General features: G+C 28.0%; 23 protein-coding genes. 1 reads left to right on the top strand and 22 read right to left on the bottom strand.

Translation table 11 applies throughout. The features are described from left to right. Positions 1-3: 3 nt before the first annotated feature. From priA to CLPU_RS06415, 6 genes are all read right to left on the bottom strand, one after another. Positions 4-2,490 carry a primosomal protein N' gene (priA, locus tag CLPU_RS06440; RefSeq protein ID WP_050354840.1) on the bottom strand — a complete coding sequence of 829 codons (2,487 nt, stop codon included), beginning with the start codon at positions 2,488-2,490 and terminating at the stop codon, positions 4-6. Positions 2,491-2,616: 126 nt separating this feature from the next. Further along, a complete protein-coding gene (gene coaBC, locus CLPU_RS06435; protein WP_050354839.1) occupies positions 2,617-3,807 on the bottom strand; it encodes a bifunctional phosphopantothenoylcysteine decarboxylase/phosphopantothenate--cysteine ligase CoaBC in 1,191 nt (396 codons plus the stop codon). A gap of 13 nt (positions 3,808-3,820) precedes the next feature. Then, on the bottom strand, positions 3,821-4,030 hold the full coding sequence (rpoZ, locus tag CLPU_RS06430; protein WP_050354838.1) for a DNA-directed RNA polymerase subunit omega: 210 nt from the start codon (positions 4,028-4,030) through the stop codon (positions 3,821-3,823). Between the two features lie 13 nt (positions 4,031-4,043). Beyond that, positions 4,044-4,640 carry a guanylate kinase gene (gene gmk, locus CLPU_RS06425; RefSeq protein ID WP_050354837.1) on the bottom strand — a complete coding sequence of 199 codons (597 nt, stop codon included), beginning with the start codon at positions 4,638-4,640 and terminating at the stop codon, positions 4,044-4,046. Between the two features lie 28 nt (positions 4,641-4,668). Beyond that, positions 4,669-4,932: an extracellular matrix/biofilm regulator RemA gene (remA, locus tag CLPU_RS06420; protein WP_050354836.1), complete on the bottom strand. Its 264-nt coding sequence runs from the start codon at positions 4,930-4,932 to the stop codon at positions 4,669-4,671. A gap of 13 nt (positions 4,933-4,945) precedes the next feature. Then, on the bottom strand, positions 4,946-5,836 hold the full coding sequence (locus CLPU_RS06415; RefSeq protein WP_235436122.1) for a YicC/YloC family endoribonuclease: 891 nt from the start codon (positions 5,834-5,836) through the stop codon (positions 4,946-4,948). Between the two features lie 429 nt (positions 5,837-6,265). On the opposite strand from CLPU_RS06415, the gene CLPU_RS06410 reads away from it, so the two are divergent. Next, a complete protein-coding gene (locus CLPU_RS06410) occupies positions 6,266-8,041 on the top strand; it encodes an Rqc2 family fibronectin-binding protein (protein WP_050354834.1) in 1,776 nt (591 codons plus the stop codon). 343 nt (positions 8,042-8,384) lie between these two features. On the opposite strand, the gene CLPU_RS06405 is transcribed toward CLPU_RS06410, so the two are convergent. The 16 genes from CLPU_RS06405 to plsY all read right to left on the bottom strand — a co-directional run bounded on the left by CLPU_RS06405 (position 8,385) and on the right by plsY (position 21,309). Further along, positions 8,385-9,659 (bottom strand): uracil-xanthine permease family protein, encoded by a 1,275-nt coding sequence (locus CLPU_RS06405; RefSeq protein WP_050354833.1) that lies wholly within the window; start codon positions 9,657-9,659, stop codon positions 8,385-8,387. 84 nt (positions 9,660-9,743) lie between these two features. Then, positions 9,744-10,280: a bifunctional pyr operon transcriptional regulator/uracil phosphoribosyltransferase PyrR gene (gene pyrR / locus CLPU_RS06400; RefSeq protein ID WP_050354832.1), complete on the bottom strand. Its 537-nt coding sequence runs from the start codon at positions 10,278-10,280 to the stop codon at positions 9,744-9,746. Between the two features lie 201 nt (positions 10,281-10,481). After that, on the bottom strand, positions 10,482-11,393 hold the full coding sequence (locus tag CLPU_RS06395) for an RluA family pseudouridine synthase (RefSeq protein ID WP_050354831.1): 912 nt from the start codon (positions 11,391-11,393) through the stop codon (positions 10,482-10,484). 13 nt (positions 11,394-11,406) lie between these two features. Beyond that, positions 11,407-11,856, bottom strand: coding sequence for a signal peptidase II (gene lspA / locus CLPU_RS06390; RefSeq protein ID WP_050354830.1), 450 nt, complete (start codon positions 11,854-11,856; stop codon positions 11,407-11,409). Between the two features lie 119 nt (positions 11,857-11,975). After that, positions 11,976-12,602, bottom strand: a complete 627-nt coding sequence (locus CLPU_RS06385; protein WP_050354829.1) for a TraR/DksA C4-type zinc finger protein — start codon at positions 12,600-12,602, stop codon at positions 11,976-11,978. 10 nt (positions 12,603-12,612) lie between these two features. Next, on the bottom strand, positions 12,613-12,891 hold the full coding sequence (locus tag CLPU_RS06380) for a DUF5665 domain-containing protein (RefSeq protein ID WP_050354828.1): 279 nt from the start codon (positions 12,889-12,891) through the stop codon (positions 12,613-12,615). 267 nt (positions 12,892-13,158) lie between these two features. After that, entirely contained in the window at positions 13,159-13,671 is a 513-nt protein-coding gene (locus CLPU_RS06375) for a DivIVA domain-containing protein (protein WP_050354827.1), read from the bottom strand. 15 nt (positions 13,672-13,686) lie between these two features. After that, a complete protein-coding gene (locus CLPU_RS06370; protein WP_050354826.1) occupies positions 13,687-14,475 on the bottom strand; it encodes a YlmH family RNA-binding protein in 789 nt (262 codons plus the stop codon). 24 nt (positions 14,476-14,499) lie between these two features. Beyond that, positions 14,500-14,751, bottom strand: a complete 252-nt coding sequence (locus CLPU_RS06365; protein ID WP_157857706.1) for a YggT family protein — start codon at positions 14,749-14,751, stop codon at positions 14,500-14,502. 16 nt (positions 14,752-14,767) lie between these two features. After that, entirely contained in the window at positions 14,768-15,211 is a 444-nt protein-coding gene (locus CLPU_RS06360) for a cell division protein SepF (protein ID WP_235436121.1), read from the bottom strand. 21 nt (positions 15,212-15,232) lie between these two features. Beyond that, positions 15,233-15,916, bottom strand: coding sequence for a YggS family pyridoxal phosphate-dependent enzyme (locus CLPU_RS06355; RefSeq protein WP_200898519.1), 684 nt, complete (start codon positions 15,914-15,916; stop codon positions 15,233-15,235). A gap of 31 nt (positions 15,917-15,947) precedes the next feature. After that, positions 15,948-17,060, bottom strand: coding sequence for a biotin/lipoyl attachment domain-containing protein (locus tag CLPU_RS06350; protein WP_479691161.1), 1,113 nt, complete (start codon positions 17,058-17,060; stop codon positions 15,948-15,950). Positions 17,061-17,403: 343 nt separating this feature from the next. After that, the gene (locus CLPU_RS06345) at positions 17,404-17,787 is read right to left on the bottom strand and encodes a hypothetical protein (RefSeq protein WP_050354822.1); all 384 of its coding nucleotides are present in this window, start codon (positions 17,785-17,787) and stop codon (positions 17,404-17,406) included. A 246-nt stretch (positions 17,788-18,033) separates the two neighbouring features. Then, on the bottom strand, positions 18,034-19,512 hold the full coding sequence (gene spoIVA, locus CLPU_RS06340; protein WP_050354821.1) for a stage IV sporulation protein A: 1,479 nt from the start codon (positions 19,510-19,512) through the stop codon (positions 18,034-18,036). Positions 19,513-19,667: 155 nt separating this feature from the next. Then, positions 19,668-20,693 (bottom strand): NAD(P)H-dependent glycerol-3-phosphate dehydrogenase, encoded by a 1,026-nt coding sequence (locus CLPU_RS06335; protein WP_050354820.1) that lies wholly within the window; start codon positions 20,691-20,693, stop codon positions 19,668-19,670. Positions 20,694-20,709: 16 nt separating this feature from the next. Further along, a complete protein-coding gene (gene plsY / locus CLPU_RS06330) occupies positions 20,710-21,309 on the bottom strand; it encodes a glycerol-3-phosphate 1-O-acyltransferase PlsY (protein WP_050354819.1) in 600 nt (199 codons plus the stop codon).

Here is a 21,309-nt window from a genome sequence, read left to right as displayed (position 1 = left end):
CTCCTATACTATTGAAATTGGATTTATATCTATATTTATTTTAATATCATTTTCTAAATTTTTTCTTCCTTTTGTGCATACTTTATCTATTATACATTTTACCCTATCTAACTCCCATTTTTCACATTTTAATATTATTTGCCATCTAAACTTGTTCTTAAGCTTATATATAAGTGCTTGATTGGGTCCTAATATTTTTTCTTTAGGAAATTCCTTGCCTGTCTCTGATTTCATATTTGAAATTATTGAATCAAATAAATTCTTAGCCATATTAAAAGCTTTTTCTTCCTTTTCACTAGAAATTACAATACTTATTATGTCCTTAAATGGTGGATACCCAAACTCTTTTCTTAGTAAAATTTCTTTATCATAAAAAGAGTTATAATCATGTGTTTTAGCTGTTAATATGCTATAATGTTCAGGTTCATAGGTTTGTAATATAACCCTTCCTTCCAAATCACTTCTACCTGCCCTACCACCTACTTGAGTTAAAAGTTGAAATGTTCTTTCTGGTGACTTAAAGTCTGGAAGATTAAGACTAGTATCTGCAATTATAATTCCTACTAAAGTAACATTAGGAAAATCTAATCCTTTAGATATCATTTGAGTTCCAATTAATATATCAACTTTACCTTTTTTAAACGTATCTAATATTCTTTCGTGGCTACCTTTTTTAGTAGTGGTATCTATATCCATTCTAGCTACTCTAGCTTCAGGAAAATATTTTTTTATCATTTCTTCAACTTTTTGAGTTCCTATTCCGAAGTGCCTTATATACTTACTCTTACATTCTGGACATAGACTAGGTAACGTCATAGTTGTTCCACAATAATGACATATAAGTCTATTTAATGATGCATGATAAGTTAACGATATATCACAGTTTTCGCATTTAGCAACATAACCACACTCCCTACAGGAAACAAATGTTGAAAAACCCCTTCTATTTAAAAAAAGAATAGTTTGATTTTTATTTTTAAGATTGTTATATATCTCTTCATATAATTTTTTACTAAATATAGACTTGTTTCCATTATGAAGCTCAGTTCTCATGTCTACTATTTCTATATGTGGAAGCTTCTTATTATTAATTCTGTTAGGTAAAGTTAATAATTTTAATTCACCCTTTTTAGCTCTATAGTAGCTTTCTATGTCAGGAGTTGCTGATCCTAGTATTAAAGTAGCTCCTTCTATATTACATCTTTTTTCTGCTACTTCTATAGCACTATATTTAGGATTCATACTAGATTTATAGCTTGTTTCATGTTCCTCATCTATTATAATAAGACCCAAATTTTCAAATGGAGCAAATATAGCTGATCTAGCTCCTACAACAATTTTAACCTTTTTCTCTTTTATCTTACGCCATTCATCATATCTTTCTCCTAAAGAAAGTCTACTATGTAATACAGCTACTTTATCTCCAAACCTTCCAACAAATCGCTCTACTGTTTGTGGTGTTAGAGATATCTCAGGAACTAAAACTATAGTTTCTTTTCCTAACTCAAGTATTTTTTCTATTATTTGAAGATACACCTCAGTTTTTCCGCTTCCAGTAACTCCATGTAATAAATATTTATTATTCTCCTTATTTAAGAAATCATCATATATCGTATTTACACACGATTCTTGTTGATTTGTAAGTTTAAACTTTTTATAAGTAGATATATCTCTCGTTATAGCATTTCTAGTTTCTTCTTTTTCTAATATTTTTAAATATTCTTTTTTTTTCAAAGAATTGATTGAAGAAAGATTGCTATTTGTCTTCTCTATTAACTCTTTTAAAGGTATACAATCTATATTCGTAATAAATTTCAAAATATCAATTTGCTTAATTGCATTTTTGCTAAGAGTATTAATTATGGATTGTAAGTTTTCTTTTGAAAAATTTCTATATACATATTTTACATATTTTTTATTTACTTCTTGTCCTACTTTTTCTATAACTTCTATAAGATTTTTTTTATTCAAAGCATCTATACTGGATAATATATTTTTTATCTGTAATTCTTGAGATAATGTTTGTAATTCAATTTCACCATGTTCTTGTAAATATATCAGTATATTTTTTTGATTTTTAGAAGTTATACTATTTAGTCTTTCATTTTCTATATTTTCTACAAGCTTTACATATTTTTTTGACTTATTCATAATACCTGTAGGGATAACAGTTTTAAGAACTTCAATATATCTACATAAGTATTTATCCTTCATCCATTTAATTAATTCTATCATATTTTCAGATAAAATTGGAATTTCATCAATAAAATGCTTTATAGATTTTACTTTACTCGACTCAAACTGAATTTTATCTGTTATATTAACTATTACACCTTCTATAGTTTTATTTCCCATTCCAAATGGTACTAGAACTCTCATACCTTTCTTAGCTTTATTAATATATTTTTCTGGTATGAGATAAGTATATAACCTATCTGTATTAACACTCATATTGTCTATAATAATTTCTGCGTATAGTTCCATCTTCATTTAACCATACCCTTCATTTAAAGTTATAAAATAACTTTTTATTCTTACTATTTAAGTTGACAATTAAAATATTTAAAAGCTAGATAGCAATTTTACAATATAATTGTATAGCTATCTAGCTTTACTTTAAAAGTAACTTACAACTTTGTTTATTATTAACTCAGATACTTCTTCTTTTTTCATAGTAGGATAGTTATTTATCTCTCCATTTTTATCAATGATAGTAACAGTATTATTATCTACTTTAAATCCTGTTTCACTTTGTGTAACATCATTTGCAACTATAAAGTCTAAGTTTTTCGTAATAATTTTTTTCTTAGCATTTTCTATTAAATCATTTGTTTCAGCCGCAAATCCAACTAATATTTGATTATCTTTTTTAGTTTTACCAAAGTGTAAAGCTATATCAACATTTCTAGTAAATTCTATATTCATATTATCATCATCTTTTTTTATTTTTTTATCACTAACCTTCACAGGTCTATAGTCTAAAGGAGCTGCTGCTTTTATTAATACATCACAATCATTAAATTCTTTTTCAATTGCATTAAACATTTCTGTGGTTGTATTCACTTTTATTAATTTAACGCCACTAGGATCTTGTAAATTAGTAGGACCTGTTACTAGAACAACATCCGCTCCTCTTTCTTTAGCTTCATTAGCTATAGCATATCCCATTTTTCCACTTGAATGATTAGTCATATATCTTACTGGATCTAAAGGTTCTATAGTAGGTCCAGCTGTAACTATTACTTTCTTACCTTCTAAATCTTTTTTAGTAAATTTATTTACAACATAATCAACAATGTCAATCGGTTCTGCCATTTTTCCTTGACCATATACTCCACAAGCCAATCTGCCGTATCCTGGTTCTATAAACTCGTATCCAAGTTTCTTTAGTTCTTCAACATTTTTTTTAAATACAGGGTTATTATACATATTAGTATTCATAGCAGGTACAAATACTACTTTAGCTTGAGTAGCCATGATAGTAGTTGACAGCATATCATCAGCTATGCCATTAGCTACTTTACCTATGATATTAGCAGTAGCAGGTGCTACTAAAAATAAGTCTGCTTTACTGGCTAATGATATATGTTCTATATCCCATGTTTTTGGTTCTTCAAACATATCTGTAACAACATAGTTTTGTGATAAAGATTGAAACGTAAGTGGCGTAACAAACTTAGTAGCTGAATTAGTCATTATAACATTTACATCAGCACCAAGCTTTTTAAGTCTACTCACCACATCTACTGCCTTATATACAGCTATTCCTCCTGTTACTCCTAAAACTATGCTTTTATCTTTAAGCAATACTTACACCCCTTTATTCCTCTTCCGTTGTATCAAGTCTTGAATAAGTTATCTTATCATCTGCAATTTCTTCAACAGCTACTGTTACAGGTTTTGTAGAAGAAGATTCGATAAGAGCTTCTCTTCCATCAACAAGCTGTCTAGCTCTTTTAGACACCATCATAACAAGAGTATATCTGCTATCTACTTTATCTAATAACTCATTTATTGAAGGATATAACATGAAATACCTCCTTTTAAATTCCATCTATAGTATCTTTTTGTCTATGAACTCTATATTTTTCTGCTGAAATTATAGATTGTATTTTGTTCACTGCTAAATCTACTTCATCATTAACTACTGCATAGTCATATTTGAATGCAAATTTTATCTCTTCATAAGCACTTTCAAATCTTCTTGTTAAAGACTCTTTTGTTTCTGTTCCTCTTTTAACGATTCTGCTTTTAAGTTCTTCCATTGATGGAGGTAATATAAATACAAATACTCCATCAGGATATATTTCTTTTATATTAAGTGCCCCTTGAATATCTATCTCTAATAATACATCTTTTCCACTATTTAATTGTTCTAAAACATATTGCTTCGGAGTTCCATAATAATTCCCATAAACTTCTGCATATTCTAAAAATTCATTTTTCTTTATCTTTTCTTCAAAGTCTTTCTTATCTAAGAAAAAATAGTTAACACCATCTACTTCTCCTGCTCTAGGACTTCTAGTAGTTGCCGATATTGACAATTTTATATTTTTATTTTCACTCAATAATCTTTTACATATAGTACCTTTTCCTGCGCCTGAAGGACCTGAAACCACTAAAAGTAATCCTTTTTCCATATAATTTTCTCCTTTTTATCTATATATATTACTCTATTTCTGTATTATGATCCTTGTTGTTAAGTCTATGTGCTACAGTTTCAGGTTGTACTGCTGATAATATTATATGATCACTATCTGTTATAACTACAGCTCTAGTTCTTCTTCCATAAGTAGCATCTATAAGCATTCCTCTATCTCTTGCTTCTTGTATAATCCTTTTAATAGGTGCTGACTCAGGACTCACTATTGCTACAATCCTATTTGCTGAAACTATATTTCCAAATCCAATATTTATAAGTTTAATCCCCATAATTTACCTCCTGTTATTCAATGTTTTGTATTTGTTCTCTAATTTTTTCTAGCTCGCTTTTAATTTCAACAACACTATTAGTAATGTCTATGTCTCCCACCTTTGAACCTATTGTGTTAGCCTCTCTATTCATTTCTTGAACTAAAAAGTCCAGTTTTCTACCAACAGGTTCATCAGATTCTAATGTTCTTAACAATTGATTAATATGACTATAGAGTCTGACAATCTCTTCATCTATACCATATTTATCTGCGAAGTAAGCTACTTCATTAGCTAACTTGCTTTCATCAATTTCATATTTTTCTTCTAATAGCTCATTTATTCTGTTCCACAACTTTTCTTTGTGTTCTATAACTACTTGTGGTGCTCTAGTTTGTACTTCTTTTACTAGATTTTCAATAGTAGTCACTTTTTCTTTTATATTTTTAACAAGCTCTTCACCTTCCACTTGTCTCATAATCATTAGTTGATTAAGTGATTCGTCAACAGCTTGTTTTAAACATAACCAAACTTCATCTTCATTTTCTTCTCTCTTTTCTGTTTTCAATATATCAGGAAACTTAGTTATAAGCTCTATTCCTATATTATTATCTAGATTAAGCTCATTACATAAACTTTCCATAGCTTTTTTGTAAGACATAGCTAAAGGCAGATTAACCTTAACTTCCATATTAGAATCAGCTATATATTCTAAACTTATGTATAGTTCCACTCTTCCTCTAGTTATCTTTTTTTTTATAACTCTTTTAATTTCTTCTTCTAAATAGTTTATATGTTTCGGCATCTTTATTATTATATCATTGTATCTATGATTAATGGACTTTATTTCTACTGAAAAATTCCTTATACCATCACTACTTTCACCCCTGCCAAAACCTGTCATACTTTTAACCAATATTCTCATCCTTCCTAAACTATTATAATCAATTTTACCACAAATTACACTAGTGTCAATTAAGTTATATTATCTAGCTTTTGTTTTAGTTTTTGCATTTTATATACTCACTTTATAACTTTTTCATAATAATTTAACCTGTAATTACTTCTACTGAGCATTTCATTTATAGATTATTAATATCTAAGTACCTACATCAAATTTAACAAGAAATTAACAATCTCTATCTTTATAACGAAAATTATAATGACTCATATAATCTAAAATAGTTGTCTAATACAATAATTAATTATAGAACTATATATCTATTATTAAATATTATAATGACACCTCTTTTTCCTTCTATTTATTACAAAAAGTTAATAATTATTTTTTATTACTTTATCTCTTATCATCAAAAATGTTATACTTTATTAAAACTAACTTGGAGGAATAGATATGTCTTTAGATGGTGTAGTATTAAAATCTATTTGTAACGAACTAAATCAACTAATACTAGATGGTAAAATTGATAAAGTATACCAACCTGAAAATGATGAAGTTATCTTAAACATAAGGAGTAAAGGAAGTAATATAAAGTTACTTATGTCAGCTAGTAGTAATAACCCTAGAGTATATGTAACTGATTCCTCTAAATCTAACCCAGCAAATCCCCCTATGTTTTGTATGCTTCTTAGAAAGCACATACAAAATGGAAAAATTATAGATATTGAACAAATATCAATGGAGAGAATCTTAAAGATTAGTATTCAATCTCTTAATGAACTAGGTGATTTAACTACAAAAGAACTTATAATAGAGATTATGGGTAAACATAGTAATATAGTATTAGTGGATAAAAATAGTAATAAAATAATAGATTCTATAAAAAGAGTTCCATTATCGTTAAGTAGTGTAAGACAAGTTTTGCCAGGTCTTGAATATAAGCTTCCTCCTTCTCAAAATAAGTTATGCCCAACAGAAATAAACAGGAATGACTTTTTTAATATCATAAATAGAGATAATAAAGATTTTAAAGTATATAAGTTCTTATATAACAGCTTTATAGGTCTAAGTCCATTACTAGCTAGAGAAATATGCTTTATATCAAATATAGACGTTGACAAAACTATTAATTCTTTATGTGATGATGAAAAAGAAAAGTTATATTTAGGATTTGACAAATTTTATACAGATATTAAAAATAATAACTATAATCCTACAATAGTAAAAGATAGTAATAACTATGAAGTTATATCTTTTTCTTGCGTAGATTTAAATCAATTTGGAAACTTACCTAAAATACATTACGATTCAATAAGTGTAGTACTTGAAGAGTTTTACTTAACTAGAGATAAAGTAGACAGAATAAAACAAAAATCAACTGATTTAAGAAAGTCAATAACTACAAAACTTGAACGTGCTTTAAATAAATTATCAAAACAAAAGCAAGAACTTATTGAAGCAGAAAAAAGAGAAAAGTTCAAAATATATGGTGATTTATTAACTGCCAACATATATCAAATTCAAAAGGGACAAGTGGAAATAGATGTTCAAAACTTTTACAGTGAAGATTTGGAAACAATCACTATCAAACTTGATCCTAGACTTTCTGGATCAGATAATGCACAAAAATATTATAAAAAATATAATAAATTAAAAAGTGCATACGAGCTTATAAGTAACCAAATGATAAAAACTGAAGAAGAAATAAATTATCTTGAAAATATATTATTATCTTTAGAAAATTGTATAGAAGTAAATGAACTAGACGAAATAAGGGAAGAGTTAGTTAATGAAGGTTATTTAAAGAGAAGTTTAAATAAGAATAAAAAGCATATAAAAAAGGATACTTCAGAACCATACCACTTTGTTTCATCAGATGGATATGATATATTCGTTGGAAAAAATAATAAACAAAATGATTATCTAACATTAAAATTTGCTTCTAAAGAAGATATATGGCTTCATACTAAAAATATTCCTGGTTCTCATGTTATTATAAAAAGTCAAAATAAAGAAGTTCCTGAAAATACTATAATAGAAGCTGCCAAATTAGCCGCTTATTATAGTAAAGCTAAAATGTCAAGTAATGTTCCTGTAGATTATACAGAAAGAAAATATGTTAAAAAGCCAAATGGAGCCAAACCAGGTATGGTTATATATGATACTAATAGTACAATATACGTTACTCCTTCTTTGGACAAAATAAGTAAGATAAAAAAGTTAAAATAATTCTAACTTAAAATATAAATAAAAAATTTATATCACATTTTTAAAATCATATTCATAATTTAATTAGGTATAATAAATCACTATTAATATTATTGTCTTAAATAATATTAATAGTGATTATTTATAATTATGTAATCAAAGCATTAATTTTTCACTAAATGTATATCTTTACAAATTTCTCAATTCTAAATCCGTCATTATTTGCCTCAGACTTAACAGGAATTATCCAAGTGATTAGTAAAGCATAAATAGCCGTATATCCTTAAAATTAAGGATATACGGCTATAAATTATATTTTTCATAACGTACTATTTATTAAGCTTATTTTATAATATCTATAGGCTTACGCCTCTTTTTTCGTTTCTGGAAGAACTTTATTAATAATAACTCCAATTAATGCTGCTAGGCTTAGTCCAGCTATTTGTGCACCATTTCCAAGTTGTATTCCTACTGCTCCTTTGAAATCTGGGTTCATCTTTAGAAACTCAGTGCCTATCCCAGCAACTAATATTATTCCTGATATAATTAAATTTCTATTATCTGAGTAATCTATTTTAGCATTAGATATAGTTCTTATACCAACGCTTGTAATCATACTAAATAATATGATACTTACTCCACCCATTACTGGAGTCGGTATAGTTTGTAACACTGCCCCAAATTTACCTATGAATCCCATTATTACAGCTATACAAGCTGCTATTCTTAATATACTTGGATCATATACTTTTGTAACTGCAAGAACACTAGTATTTTCGCCATAAGTTGTGTTTGCAGGTCCTCCTACTAGTCCAGCAAACATAGTTGCCAAACCGTCTCCCATTAATGTTCTATGAAGTCCTGGATCTTCAAAGAAGTTTTTACCAACAACTGCTCCATTTGTTGTTATGTCTCCAATATGTTCCATGAATGTTGCTAAAACAACAGGTGCTATTACTGCTATAGCCCCTAGGCTAAACTTTGGTAAAGTAAATTGTGGTACGCTAAAGAAAGTTGCTTTAGCTATAGGTGTAAAATCTACTAACCCTAATATTACAGATAAGATGTAACCTACTATTACCCCTATTAATATAGGTATAACTTTTAGAAACCCTTTTGCGAATATTGATATTATAGCAACAGTGGCTACTACTATAAATGCAACTAACCAATTTGATGATGCCATTTCTAAAGCTGTTGGGCTTAGTGTAAGTCCTATAACTACTATCATAGGTCCTGTTACTACAGGTGGGAAAAAGCTTTTTACTTTGTCAACTCCAAATACCATTACTAATGAAGCAAGAAGTAAGTATAGTCCACCTGCTACTATCACTCCACCTTGTGCATAAGCCAAGTCTCCATATTGTTTACTGACTAATTGAATAGCTGTTATAAAAGCAAAACTTGATCCTACGAAAACTGGTACTTTCTTTTTAGTACACATATGAAATATTAAAGTTCCTATCCCTGCAGTAAATAGTGCAACCGAAGGATTTAACCCTGTTAACATAGGTACTAATACTGTAGCTCCAAACATTGCGATAACATGTTGAATACCTAATATCGTTTTTTTACCTATATTTGATATGTTTTCAGTTGTACTTAAATTAGCTTTTTCTATAGTTTCGTTTTTGAGCATAAAAAAACCTCCTCGCGCATTTTAGGAGGGAGATATTATCTCCCTTTTTCAGTCTCTCTGTACTGATTTAAAAGGTAACTAAATTTATTCATGTTTTTGTATTACTACTTGGTTAGATCCATCGATCTCTTCAAACTTCACGTTCACTATTTCTTCTAAAGAAGTAGGAACATTTTTTCCAACAAAATCAGGTCTTATAGGTAGTTCTCTATGTCCTCTATCTATCAAAACAGCTAGTTGAACTTTTTTTGGTCTGCCTTTATCAACTAATGCATCAAGTGCAGCTCTTACAGTTCTTCCTGTGTACAAAACATCATCTACTAATACTACAGTTTTGTCTGTAATATCGTTGTTAAATTCTTCATTTATTACTGGTTTATCATCTATTTGAGATAAATCATCTCTATATAGAGTAATGTCTAAAATTAAAACTGGAATTTGCTTTCCTTCTATTTGATTTATTTTATCTGCTAATCTATTTGCAAAAGGTATTCCTCTTGTTTTAATTCCTACCAATACTAAATCTTCTGTACCTCTATTTTTTTCTAGTATTTCATGAGCTAGTCTATTTATAGATCTACTCATTGTACTTTCATCCATTATAATAGCTTTTGTTTTCATAATTAGTCCTCCTTGTATCTACTATTATATTAGTATTATAAAAGGACAATATAAAACTTCTTATCATGTTGATAAGAAGTCATTAATTCATTATTGATTCTAGTAAATTAATTTTTCCTTATCAACCTCTCGGGTTAACTTAAAGGATTCTTTTTTCCCTAACCCATATTATCATAATTTTTTTATATTGTCCAATGGTTTTTATTTCCTTATTCTATTCAAAATATCAATGAAATATTTAGGAAGTTCTGATGTAAACTCCATATATTCTTTAGTACGAGGATGAACAAATCCTATAGTCTTTGCATGAAGGAGTTGTCCGTTTAAATTAAATCTTTGACTTTTATACCCATAAACAGGATCTCCTACTATAGGATGATTAATAAATGACATGTGAACTCTTATTTGATGTGTTCTTCCAGTTTCTAGTTTTGCTTCTATTAAAGTGTTTTTTTCAAATCTTTCTATTACAGAAAAATGCGTAATTGCCTCTTTACTATTTTTATCAGTTACAGTCATTTTTTTTCTTTCAATATTATGTCTTCCTATAGGAGCATTTATAGTTCCTTTTTCTTCTTTTATTACACCTTCCACTAATGCTTGATATCTTCTATTAATTGTATGTTCTTTGAGTTGTAAAGATAAATCAGAATGTGCAAGATCATTTTTAGCTATCATTAATAATCCAGATGTATCTTTATCTATTCTATGTACTATTCCTGGTCTTATTATACCATTTATAGTAGATAAACTATTTAAATGATATAGTAATGCATTGACTAAAGTCCCATTATAATTTCCTGGTGCAGGATGAACTACCATACCTTGAGGCTTATTTACTACTGCAACGTCTTCATCTTCATATACTATATCTATAGGTATATTTTCTGGACTAATTTCTAAAGATTTTGGTTCTGGAAAATTTATGGTTATATGGTCACCTTCTTTAACTATGTATTTAGGTTTTATTTTTTTTCCATTAACCTTGACTAGTTCATCTTTAATCAATTTTTGTATAAAAGATCTCGATCCTTCACTTAACTCCTGTGCTAAATATGAGTCAATTCTTTCTTTATCATCTTCCTCATCTACGATTATCTCCACAAATTCCATAACATCACTCTTCCTATTTTTCATATTTATCTGTAATTATCAAGTACATCAATAAAAAAGTTCCTATTACAATAAATATATCTGCAATATTGAAAACTGGAAAATCATAAACTTTTCCAAATTTAAAATCTATAAAGTCTATAACATACCCTAATCTTAGTCTGTCTATAAAGTTTCCAACTGCTCCTCCTAGAATCATACCTAGAGAAGTTTTACTAGCTTTGCTTAATTTTTTATTAATTTTAGTATATACAATAATTCCTAGTATTACTATTAAAGTAAGCATTATAAAAAATAATCTTTGTTCCTGTAAAATTCCAAATGCTGCTCCACGATTTTCTACATAACTAAATTGGAAAAAATCTTTTATTATTATAAATGGTTCTTTTCCTGCCAAGTGACTAACTGCATAATATTTAGTTAATTGATCTAAAATCACAATTATAAAAGCTAATATGATCATCTTTTTCCTCCTACATAGTTGAGTATATATATTATTTTAAGGTATATTCGCTATATTTACAATATCAATAGAAAATATTAAAAGGCTAGGATTAACCTAGCCTAAAATATAAAGTAATTTTATAATTGATCGTCATAATAATCTTGTGATATTTTCTCTACTTCTTGTACGATTCCCTGCTCATAGTCATCAAAAACTCCTAAATAATCCCCTGTTCCAAAAGATGGATCTTTTTCTACTTTATTAAATTTAGCAACTGACTGCCAACTATCTTCTCCATCAAACTCATTTTGGCTCTTATCTTCATCTTTAAATGTTCTTCCAAATGGATATTTTAAAGCGTGCTCTTCTGCAGGACGAAATTCACTATCACTTTGCAATAAACTTGTTTCCTCTTGACATCTAATACAATTAGATGCATAAGGAAGTATTTCTAATCTATCAGATTCTATACTCTTTCCACAAATTTCACACTCACCATAGGTTCCTTTTTCTATTCTTTCCATAGCATAATCTATTTTTTGTAAAGTCATATTTTCGTTATTTCTGAGATTCATATTTTGTCCCATCATATACATTTCAGTACCTATATCTGCAGGATGATTATCATACATAGATAATTCACTACTATACTCTACCATAGGATCATTACTTCCATTTCGATCCATAAGATTTAATGTTTTGAGTACTTCTAATTTTTCTTTTAGTAGAAGTTTTCTGAAATATTCTAACTTCTCTTTGTCCATCTTCTTCCTCCTACAAATTGTTTTGAACTATCTTCACAATTTCAGCTATAAAATCCCCTATAAGTGGAATATTCCATGTTATTATTTTCTGTAAAATGTATATTCCTATGGCACCTAATAATGTAAATCCCACTGCCATTCCAAATCCTCTTGCTATACCACTTATAAAGTTAATATATATAAGTCTCTTTTTATTACTTATAAAGTCAACATACTCATGAATTTTTGTTTTTTCTAAGTTGATAGCTATTTCTTCTAGCTTTTTCTCCATGTCATCCTTCTTAGACATTTTTCTCCCCCTTATTATTAATCTCCTATTAACATATATTTTATTAGTAACATTTTAGTTATAATATATTATTTTTGCCTAATATATTCAAAATAAAAAAGACTAGAAAATTTTTATAACTTTCTAGCCCAGTATATCTTTTTCAGAGATGATTATTATTTTTTGTATTAATATACCTTTCTATCATCTCATATTCTCAAGTTTTTAATTTTATAATTTACTTAATATTATTACAATATGTAGAGAAAAAAGATGATAAATAATTTTCTAAGTATGCTGTATCAAAGCTTCGTTCTCTTCATTTTTTTCATCAAGAACTGCTTTAGGAATATCACCATCTTCAACATAGCTATCTATGGATTCTATTTGTGATTTTAATAAAGTTTTAAATCTAGTCTTGAAAAGCATCATATCTTTTCTTATTACTTCATACTCATTCTTTATTCTTAAAACTTCATTTTGCGAATTATCTATTACTTTCTTAGCATTTTCTTCTGCTTCTCTCACAATAAGATCAGCTTTGTGTTTTGCATTAGCTGTTACTTCTTCAGCTGCACTTTGGGCTACAACAAGTGTTTTTTGTAAAGTTTGTTCTAAAGAACTATAATGCTTCACTTGATCATTAAGCATAGAAATTTTATCTTTTAATTCTACATTTTCTTTATATATTTTTTCATAGTCTAATATTATTTCATCTAAAAAACTATCGACCTCAGCTTCTCTATAGCCCCTTAATCCTTTACTAAATTCTTTGTTTTGAATGTCAAGTGGCGTAAGCATTTTATCATCTCCTTATCATTTTAAAATTCTAATAGTCATCTTATCTCTGCCTTTTTTTGTTATACCTAAATCTTTGGCTATTTTTATTCTACCAAATCCTCTTATAGATATTGTATCTCCTTCGCCTACCTTATAGGAAGAATTAGTAATAGGTTGCCAATTTACTTTTACTTTACCTTGAGTAATAGCCAGAAGACTTTTGGATCTTGACAGATTACATACTTCACTTATAAAAGCATCTAGTCTAGGTGATGCTATCGTAATATTTATCTCTTTATATTCTTGATTAATTTCAATAACACTATCTAACTTAATTTCATCAATTTTTACTGGTTCTTTTCCTATATACTTTAAATTATATAATATATAATCTACTAAGTCTTCGTGAACTATAACTTGACTAAAGTCCTCATGTATTAATATATCTCCAACTTTTTCTCTTTTTATACCTAGTCCAAGTATTGCTCCTAAATAGTCTCTATGTGTTAAGTCTGTAAACTTAAAGTTTCCTGAAATTTTCAAAGCTTTTATAGGTATTTCTATAGTATCTTTAGTCATATATTCTGGAAATATGACTAAAGATTTTCTTTCTGCACTATTTATTCCGCCTTCTTCATAAAAGTTTACATCAAATCTATTTAGAATAGAATGAGATAGTCTTACTTGATAAGGATCTAAGAAATCAGTACACTCAACTTCATGATATTTTAAAACTCGTTCTACTTTATCAACTATTTTTCTCATTGGTAAGTGTTGAGTTTTATCTTGTATATGTTCTATATATTTTACTTTATCTATTATCATCTATATCACCGAATTAATACTTTCTTAAATAATTGACCTAATTAAGCTAAGAAAAATTATGGCCAATAATGGTGAAATATCTATCATTCCAGTATCTATTCTCAACCTTGATACTAAATTCCTGAAAGGAGCAATTATAGGTTCTGTAAGTTGATATATTATCTTAAAAATAGGATTATAATAATCATCTATTATAAAAGATAAAATTCCTCTTATAATTATCAACCAACTCAGCACATTAATAAATAGGTCAAGAGAGTGCCTTAATATATTCAAAAACTTCACCTCTCATCTACTTCTGCCATGGAAATAAGCCTTTATTCTTTAACTCTTCTTTCAACTTAGCATCAATTTCAACATTACTAGGAGCTACTACAAATATATCCTTTGATACTTTTTTTATATTACCTTCCAAAGCATAAACAGCTCCATTAATAAAGTTAAATATCTGCTTTTTAATTTCTGCTTCTATTTCTTCTAAGTTTAAAACTATGAGCTTTCTTATCTTTAAATCTTCTACCATTTTTGTTACTTCTTCAAACTTTTCTGGTTCATATACTACTAGTTTTATATTGCTATTTGTATGAGTGTGTATACTTACTACTTTACTTCCTTTATTAACTTCTTTCTTAAGAGGAATTTCTAATTCTTCAAAATCTTCTGCTTCTTGTTCTTCCTCTTCTTCAAAGTCATCCAATCCTATGATGTACTTCATTTTATCAATTATTTTACTCACAAAAAGCTCCCCTTTCTTGGTTTAATAAACTCTTTTTCCAAATATACCTGTACCTACACGTATCATATTAGCTCCTTCTTCTAACGCGATTTCATAGTCATTTGTCATTCCCATAGAAAGATATTTCATGTCTACGTTTTTATAGTTTCTTTCTTTGATTTCTTCAAACAATGATTTTAATTCTTTAAACACAAATCTAATATCTTCTGGATTCTCTGAGTAAGGAGCAATAGTCATCAAACCTTTTATTTTTATATTTTCAAACTCTAGTATACTTTCTATAAATGGAGCTACATCTTTTACTTTGAGTCCAAATTTACTTTCTTCTTCAGCTACATTAACTTGTATTAATACCTCTGCTATAACATCATTCTCACTAGCTCTTTTTTGTATTTCTTTTGCTAAACTCATTCTGTCTAAAGAGTGTATCAATCCAACTTTATCTATTATATATTTAACTTTATTACTTTGTAAGTGTCCTATCATATGAAGCTTAGGCTGTCCTTGAATATTCTCATATTTTTCTTGTATTTCTTGAACTTTATTTTCTCCTATATTTGTAACACCTAAACTAATTGCTTCATTTATTCTATCTATGTCAATAGTTTTAGTGACAGCAATTAGTGTTATATCATCTGACTTTCTATTTTGTTTTTCTGCTATTTCATTTATTCTATGTCTTATTGTTGATAGATTTTCTTTGATACTAATAGCTAATCCCTCCCTAAACTAAACTCTAATTAATGATTTGTCCTTCTTTAACTTTACTACCATTTATGAATACTTCATCAAATGATTGAAGTGATCTTCTTAATTCTTTTTTACCATTTATAGTAACTTCTATATTTTTCCTATCTTCTTCTTTGATCATTGCATATTTATCATTTTGGTATAAAATATTCACTGCTCTAAATCTAACTATACCACTTATATCTTTAATATATACTCCTTTTATACCATCTTCTTCTACTATAGCTTCCTTAGGAACCTTAAGTCCTTCGTATTTATTTTTTATTAATTTAAGATTCATATATCTATCATTATATAGTTTGTGTAAGTAATCTTTAAACTTAATAATTACTATCATTTCATTTCCTTGTTTTTTAACTTTCTCTATCTTACCTTTTAGTTCAATATTATCTTTATTTAGTTTTACTAATACAACATTACCTTCTTTCAATTCTTTTTCATGCTCGATACTAGTTTTACTCATTATATACCAATTATATGTATCTATTATTTTAAAAAGTGGTGTTCCCACTTTAACTTGTCCATTTTCATTTTGTTGTTTATTCTCTTTATTTACTATATCAAAGTCTTCTAATTTATAATTAGATATTCTTTGTGCAGAAAACTTTTCTTCAAGGCCATCTATTTTTGTACTTACTATACCTGGTGATTCTGAATAATACTGTATATTAGCTTTTTTCATTTTGCTAGTAACCTCATTTTTTTTCTCCATTAAATCATAAATTTTTTGGTAAACAGGATTTTTTTCTCCCAATATCTTATCTTGCTTATCACTTTTAGAAATAAGATCCTCTTTAAGATTACTAGCTTTTTCATAATCTTTACTTGCTATATTAGATTGAATTTCACTTATGATCTTATCCATCTCTTTTTGATTTTTCTGTATATCGCCTTTAAACGTATTTTGTGAAGCAGAATTCATTTCTTTAAATTCTTGTATTTGTTTATCTAAATCTGATATTTCTTTTTTATATTTATCTAAATGTTCATTTTGAACTTCAGCCACTTTTTCATTTTTTCCTATTTTTTCTCCATCTTTTATATTTATATTTAACTTGCCATTAGCCTGAGATTTATAAACCTTTTCATCTTTTAATATAATACCTTTTAATTTAATACTATCATCTACATTACTTCTTTCTACTGTTATTGTTTTAGAATAAGAGGCTACTAAAATAGGTACTGATCTAAAAATAAGATACCCAAGTACTAGAAGTATTAATAATAATCTTAAAGCTTTGAGTTTTTTTCTTTTTTTTTTCTTTTATATTGCTTCATACAATCACCTCATATATCATATAGGTTATATTTCTTCAAACTTTAGTAATTTCCTTCATTTATTTTAAAAATCAATTTATTTTTTATCACAATCATCTTTTTAAAACAATATATTTATTTTAATACTTGCCATTGATAAGATACAAAATGATTACAAAATAATCCTAAAATATTTTAAAGAACCTTCCATATTTACTTATAATTTTTATTCTCTTTATAGTATCTACTTTAAATTTTTCTATTTCATCACTATGAGTTACTATTACTATTTCACTTTTAGACATTTTTGCCCCTATTATAATTCCTTCTACTCTCTTATTACTAGAAAGAGTTACTTTTACTTCATCACCTGCTTTTATTTCTTCACCATCTAGCATAAATACCTTCACTTCAGCTTCATCTATTTGATCTTGAGTAACTGATTTCTTATCAATAATTATAGTATTTGACTTTAAATTAATTTTTTCTTTTATAACGACACATATATAGCCGATAATGCTAGCTACAAAAAAAGTTATTAATAATATTTGTAAATTTGTAATTGTCATTAATATACCCACCTTCTATGAGTTTACATGTATATAGTATATCATAAAAATCTTTGTAGATTCAATTTAATCATTTTTACAAACTTTTATGTTTTATTTTGTTAACATTTCAATTACTATCATTTATATCATGTAAATGTAACTTTTGACAACATCTTATTTATCTAATTTTATATCAAAGTATTAACAAAAAAATTTAGCCTATGTCTCACTTATAAATGAAACATAGGCACTGATACTAAAACTTTATATTATAATGCAAATTAATCCACCATTACCTTCATTTACTATTCTTTGTAATGTTTTTTGCATTTTTGCTCTTGCATCTTCTGGTAACATATTTAATTTACTTTCTAGTTGCTCTTTAACCAAATCATGTAAAGACTTACCAAACATATTTGATTCCCATATTTTTGATGGATCAGTTTCAAACTCATCTAAGAGATATTTTACAAGCTCTTCGCTCTGTTTTTCTGTCCCTATCAAAGGTGACACTTCTGTTGTCACATCTGCTCTAATCAAATGTAAGCTTGGAGCCATAGCTCTTAATTTAACGCCAAATCTATTTCCTTGTTTAAATATCTCAGGTTCTGCAAGGTCTAGCTCTTCCAAGCTAGGTGGAACTAGTCCATAACCAGATACTCTAGCATCTATTAATGCACTTTCTATCTTGTCAAATTCTCTTTTAGCCTTAGCTAAGCTAGTAACTAATCCTAATAGTTGGTGTTCACCATCTATCTCATATCCTGTAAGTTCATTTAATATATTATAGAAAAGTCCATTTTCTACTTGCATTTCAATGTTAGCTACACCTTCACCTAGCTTTATTTCTTTAACATTTACTTCATTTATTATATCTAAATCATTAAATTTAGTAATTACATCTTCAACTTCACTAAGTCTTTGTAAATTTTGCACTACATCTTTTATAGAGTCTAATATACTAGATTTAACCCAGTGTGTTTTTGGAAGTCCCTCTATCCATTTAGGTAAATCAATATTTACTTCCTTAACAGGGAATTCTAGCAATACTTTTTCCAGCATAGTATGTATATCTTCTAATTCCATATTTAAACAATCTACCGCTATTACTGGAACTTTATATTTTTCTTCTAAACTTTCTTTTAATGCAATTGTACTATCTAGATTAGGATGTCTTGAATTCAATAGTATTACAAATGGCTTTTCTAGTTCCCTCAGTTCATTTATAACTCTTTCCTCGGCCTTTATATAGCTTTGTCTATCTATATCTGTTATTGTTCCGTCAGTAGTTACTACTATTCCTATAGTAGAATGATCAGCTATAACTTTTCTTGTTCCTATTTCTGCTGCTTCTTCGAAAGGAATTTCTTTCTCATACCAAGGTGTTGTTACCATTCTCGGCATATTGTTCTCTTCATGTCCTAATGCCCCTTTTACTAAATATCCTACACAGTCAACCATTCTTACTTTAAATTTCACATTATCTTTTAATGTTAAGTCTATTGCCTCATTAGGTACAAACTTAGGTTCTGTAGTCATAATAGTTTTACCTGAGCCACTCATAGGAAGTTCATCATTTGCTCTCTCTTTCTTATATCTGTTTTCAATGTTAGGAATAACTAGTTTTTCCATAAATCTTTTTATTAATGTTGATTTTCCTGTTCTAACTGGTCCTACTACACCTACATATATGTCTCCATCTGTTCTTTCTGAAATATCTTTGTATATATTAAATTTATCCAAAGTATTCCCTCCTTCATATAAAAATTTTGGATAATTAAAATCATTATTAAAATAGTAAACATTTGGATTTCAATTGTATGGTATATGTATATGATAAGTGTTAGTAAGAATATGACATGCTAAAATAAAAAAAGACATACATTACGTATGTCTTACTATTCCCAGTTATTTTCCTCAGCTATATCTTCTATTTCATGCTTTTTATTTCTCATCATTAGATTAATTACCGCATTTTTTACATCTGAGTTTTCATATAATACCTTATATATTTCCTCGGTAATAGGCATCTCTACTCCTAACTTTTGTGATAATTTATATCCTGCATTCGTAGTTTTTATTCCTTCAACAACCATACCAATTGATTGTATTGATTCGTCTAGACTCTTACCTTGTCCGATAAGCATGCCTGCCCTTCTATTTCTACTATGCATGCTTGTACACGTTACTATTAAGTCTCCGATTCCTGATAGTCCTGCAAAAGTTGCTTCCTTTGCTCCCATTTTACTTCCTAATCTTGCTATCTCTACAAATCCTCTATTCATAAGAGCTGCTCTAGTATTATCTCCATATCCTAGTCCATCAGATATACCTGCCCCAAGAGCTATTATATTCTTTAAAGCTCCTCCAATTTCTACTCCTATTACATCTGGATTTGTATAAACTCTAAACTTTGGAGTCATAAATATATCTTGTACATATTCAGCTATCTTTCTTTTTTGTGATGACACTACAACCGTAGTAGGAACATCTTTAGCAACTTCTTCTGCATGTGAGGGTCCAGACAAAACAACATATTCATTTTCAGGAAGCTCGTCCTTTACTACCTCAGAAATTCTTAATAAAGAGTCTACTTCTATTCCTTTAGAAACATTTACAATTATTTGATCCTTTTTCATATCTTTTTTCATGTCTTTTAGAATATCTCTAACCGTATGAGACGGTACAGAAGATATTATTATATCCTTTTTGTAAATTGCTTCTGATATATCATTAGTAATATCTATACTATTAGGCAAAACTATTCCTGGTAAATATTTCACATTTTCTCTTGCATATTTTGCATGTTCACATTGTTTTTTATCTCTCATCCATATATCTACTTCAAAGCCCTTTTTACCTAATACAATAGCTAAAGCAGTTCCCCAGCTTCCACCGCCTATAACTGCTATTTTACTATCCATTTTTATTCCCCCTTGATTAATTTAACTTATTTCCTAATTTAGATTCTTGTCCACTTAATAATCTTCTTATATTGCTTCTATGTTTATAAAGAGCCATAATAGCTAGTAAAGTTGTAAGTATTAATAAACTTAGATTAAAAGGTTTGTATACTATAATCGTAATCACAGGCCAGATAATTACAGCTAATAAAGATCCAAGAGATACATACTTTGTTTTAATTACAATTAATATACCTAAGATAATAGATATTATTCCTGATAAAAATGTTATAGTTAATCCTACTCCAATAGTAGTAGCAATTCCTTTTCCGCCTTTAAATTTAAGAAATACTGGCCAATTATGTCCAATTACAACACTAACACCAGCTGTAATAGCACCAATATCTCCACTTATTTCTCTTCCTATCATAACAGCTGCTACTCCTTTTAACGCATCTATTAAAAGTGTAGCTATAGCTATTTTTTTACCAAAAACTCTTAATGCATTAGTTGTACCTGCATTTCCACTTCCAAATTTTCTAATATCAGTCTTTTTAAACACTCTTCCTAAAATATAGGATGTTTGAAAGTTTCCTAACAAATATGAAATTAAAATAATTATAATAATTTCTTTCAT

This window comes from Gottschalkia purinilytica (assembly GCF_001190785.1).
Lineage (GTDB): Bacteria > Bacillota > Clostridia > Tissierellales > Gottschalkiaceae > Gottschalkia_A > Gottschalkia_A purinilytica.
Note: the sequence above shows the minus strand (reverse complement) of the source record. Positions and strands in the feature narration are given on the sequence as shown.

Bases quoted from the DNA above. Each gene is read 5' to 3' on its own strand.
- priA (WP_050354840.1), bottom strand. From the start codon at position 2,490: ATGAAGATGGAACTATACGCAGAAATTATTATAGACAATATGAGTGTT.
- rpoZ (WP_050354838.1), bottom strand. From the start codon at position 4,030: ATGTTATATCCTTCAATAAATGAGTTATTAGATAAAGTAGATAGCAGA.
- gmk (WP_050354837.1), bottom strand. From the start codon at position 4,640: ATGGAAAAAGGATTACTTTTAGTGGTTTCAGGTCCTTCAGGCGCAGGA.
- remA (WP_050354836.1), bottom strand. From the start codon at position 4,932: ATGGGGATTAAACTTATAAATATTGGATTTGGAAATATAGTTTCAGCA.
- CLPU_RS06415 (WP_235436122.1), bottom strand. From the start codon at position 5,836: ATGAGAATATTGGTTAAAAGTATGACAGGTTTTGGCAGGGGTGAAAGT.
- CLPU_RS06410 (WP_050354834.1), top strand. From the start codon at position 6,266: ATGTCTTTAGATGGTGTAGTATTAAAATCTATTTGTAACGAACTAAAT.
- CLPU_RS06405 (WP_050354833.1), bottom strand. From the start codon at position 9,659: ATGCTCAAAAACGAAACTATAGAAAAAGCTAATTTAAGTACAACTGAA.
- pyrR (WP_050354832.1), bottom strand. From the start codon at position 10,280: ATGAAAACAAAAGCTATTATAATGGATGAAAGTACAATGAGTAGATCT.
- CLPU_RS06395 (WP_050354831.1), bottom strand. From the start codon at position 11,393: ATGGAATTTGTGGAGATAATCGTAGATGAGGAAGATGATAAAGAAAGA.
- lspA (WP_050354830.1), bottom strand. From the start codon at position 11,856: ATGATCATATTAGCTTTTATAATTGTGATTTTAGATCAATTAACTAAA.
- CLPU_RS06385 (WP_050354829.1), bottom strand. From the start codon at position 12,602: ATGGACAAAGAGAAGTTAGAATATTTCAGAAAACTTCTACTAAAAGAA.
- CLPU_RS06380 (WP_050354828.1), bottom strand. From the start codon at position 12,891: ATGTCTAAGAAGGATGACATGGAGAAAAAGCTAGAAGAAATAGCTATC.
- CLPU_RS06375 (WP_050354827.1), bottom strand. From the start codon at position 13,671: ATGCTTACGCCACTTGACATTCAAAACAAAGAATTTAGTAAAGGATTA.
- CLPU_RS06370 (WP_050354826.1), bottom strand. From the start codon at position 14,475: ATGATAATAGATAAAGTAAAATATATAGAACATATACAAGATAAAACT.
- CLPU_RS06345 (WP_050354822.1), bottom strand. From the start codon at position 17,787: ATGACAATTACAAATTTACAAATATTATTAATAACTTTTTTTGTAGCT.
- CLPU_RS06335 (WP_050354820.1), bottom strand. From the start codon at position 20,693: ATGGATAGTAAAATAGCAGTTATAGGCGGTGGAAGCTGGGGAACTGCT.
- plsY (WP_050354819.1), bottom strand. From the start codon at position 21,309: ATGAAAGAAATTATTATAATTATTTTAATTTCATATTTGTTAGGAAAC.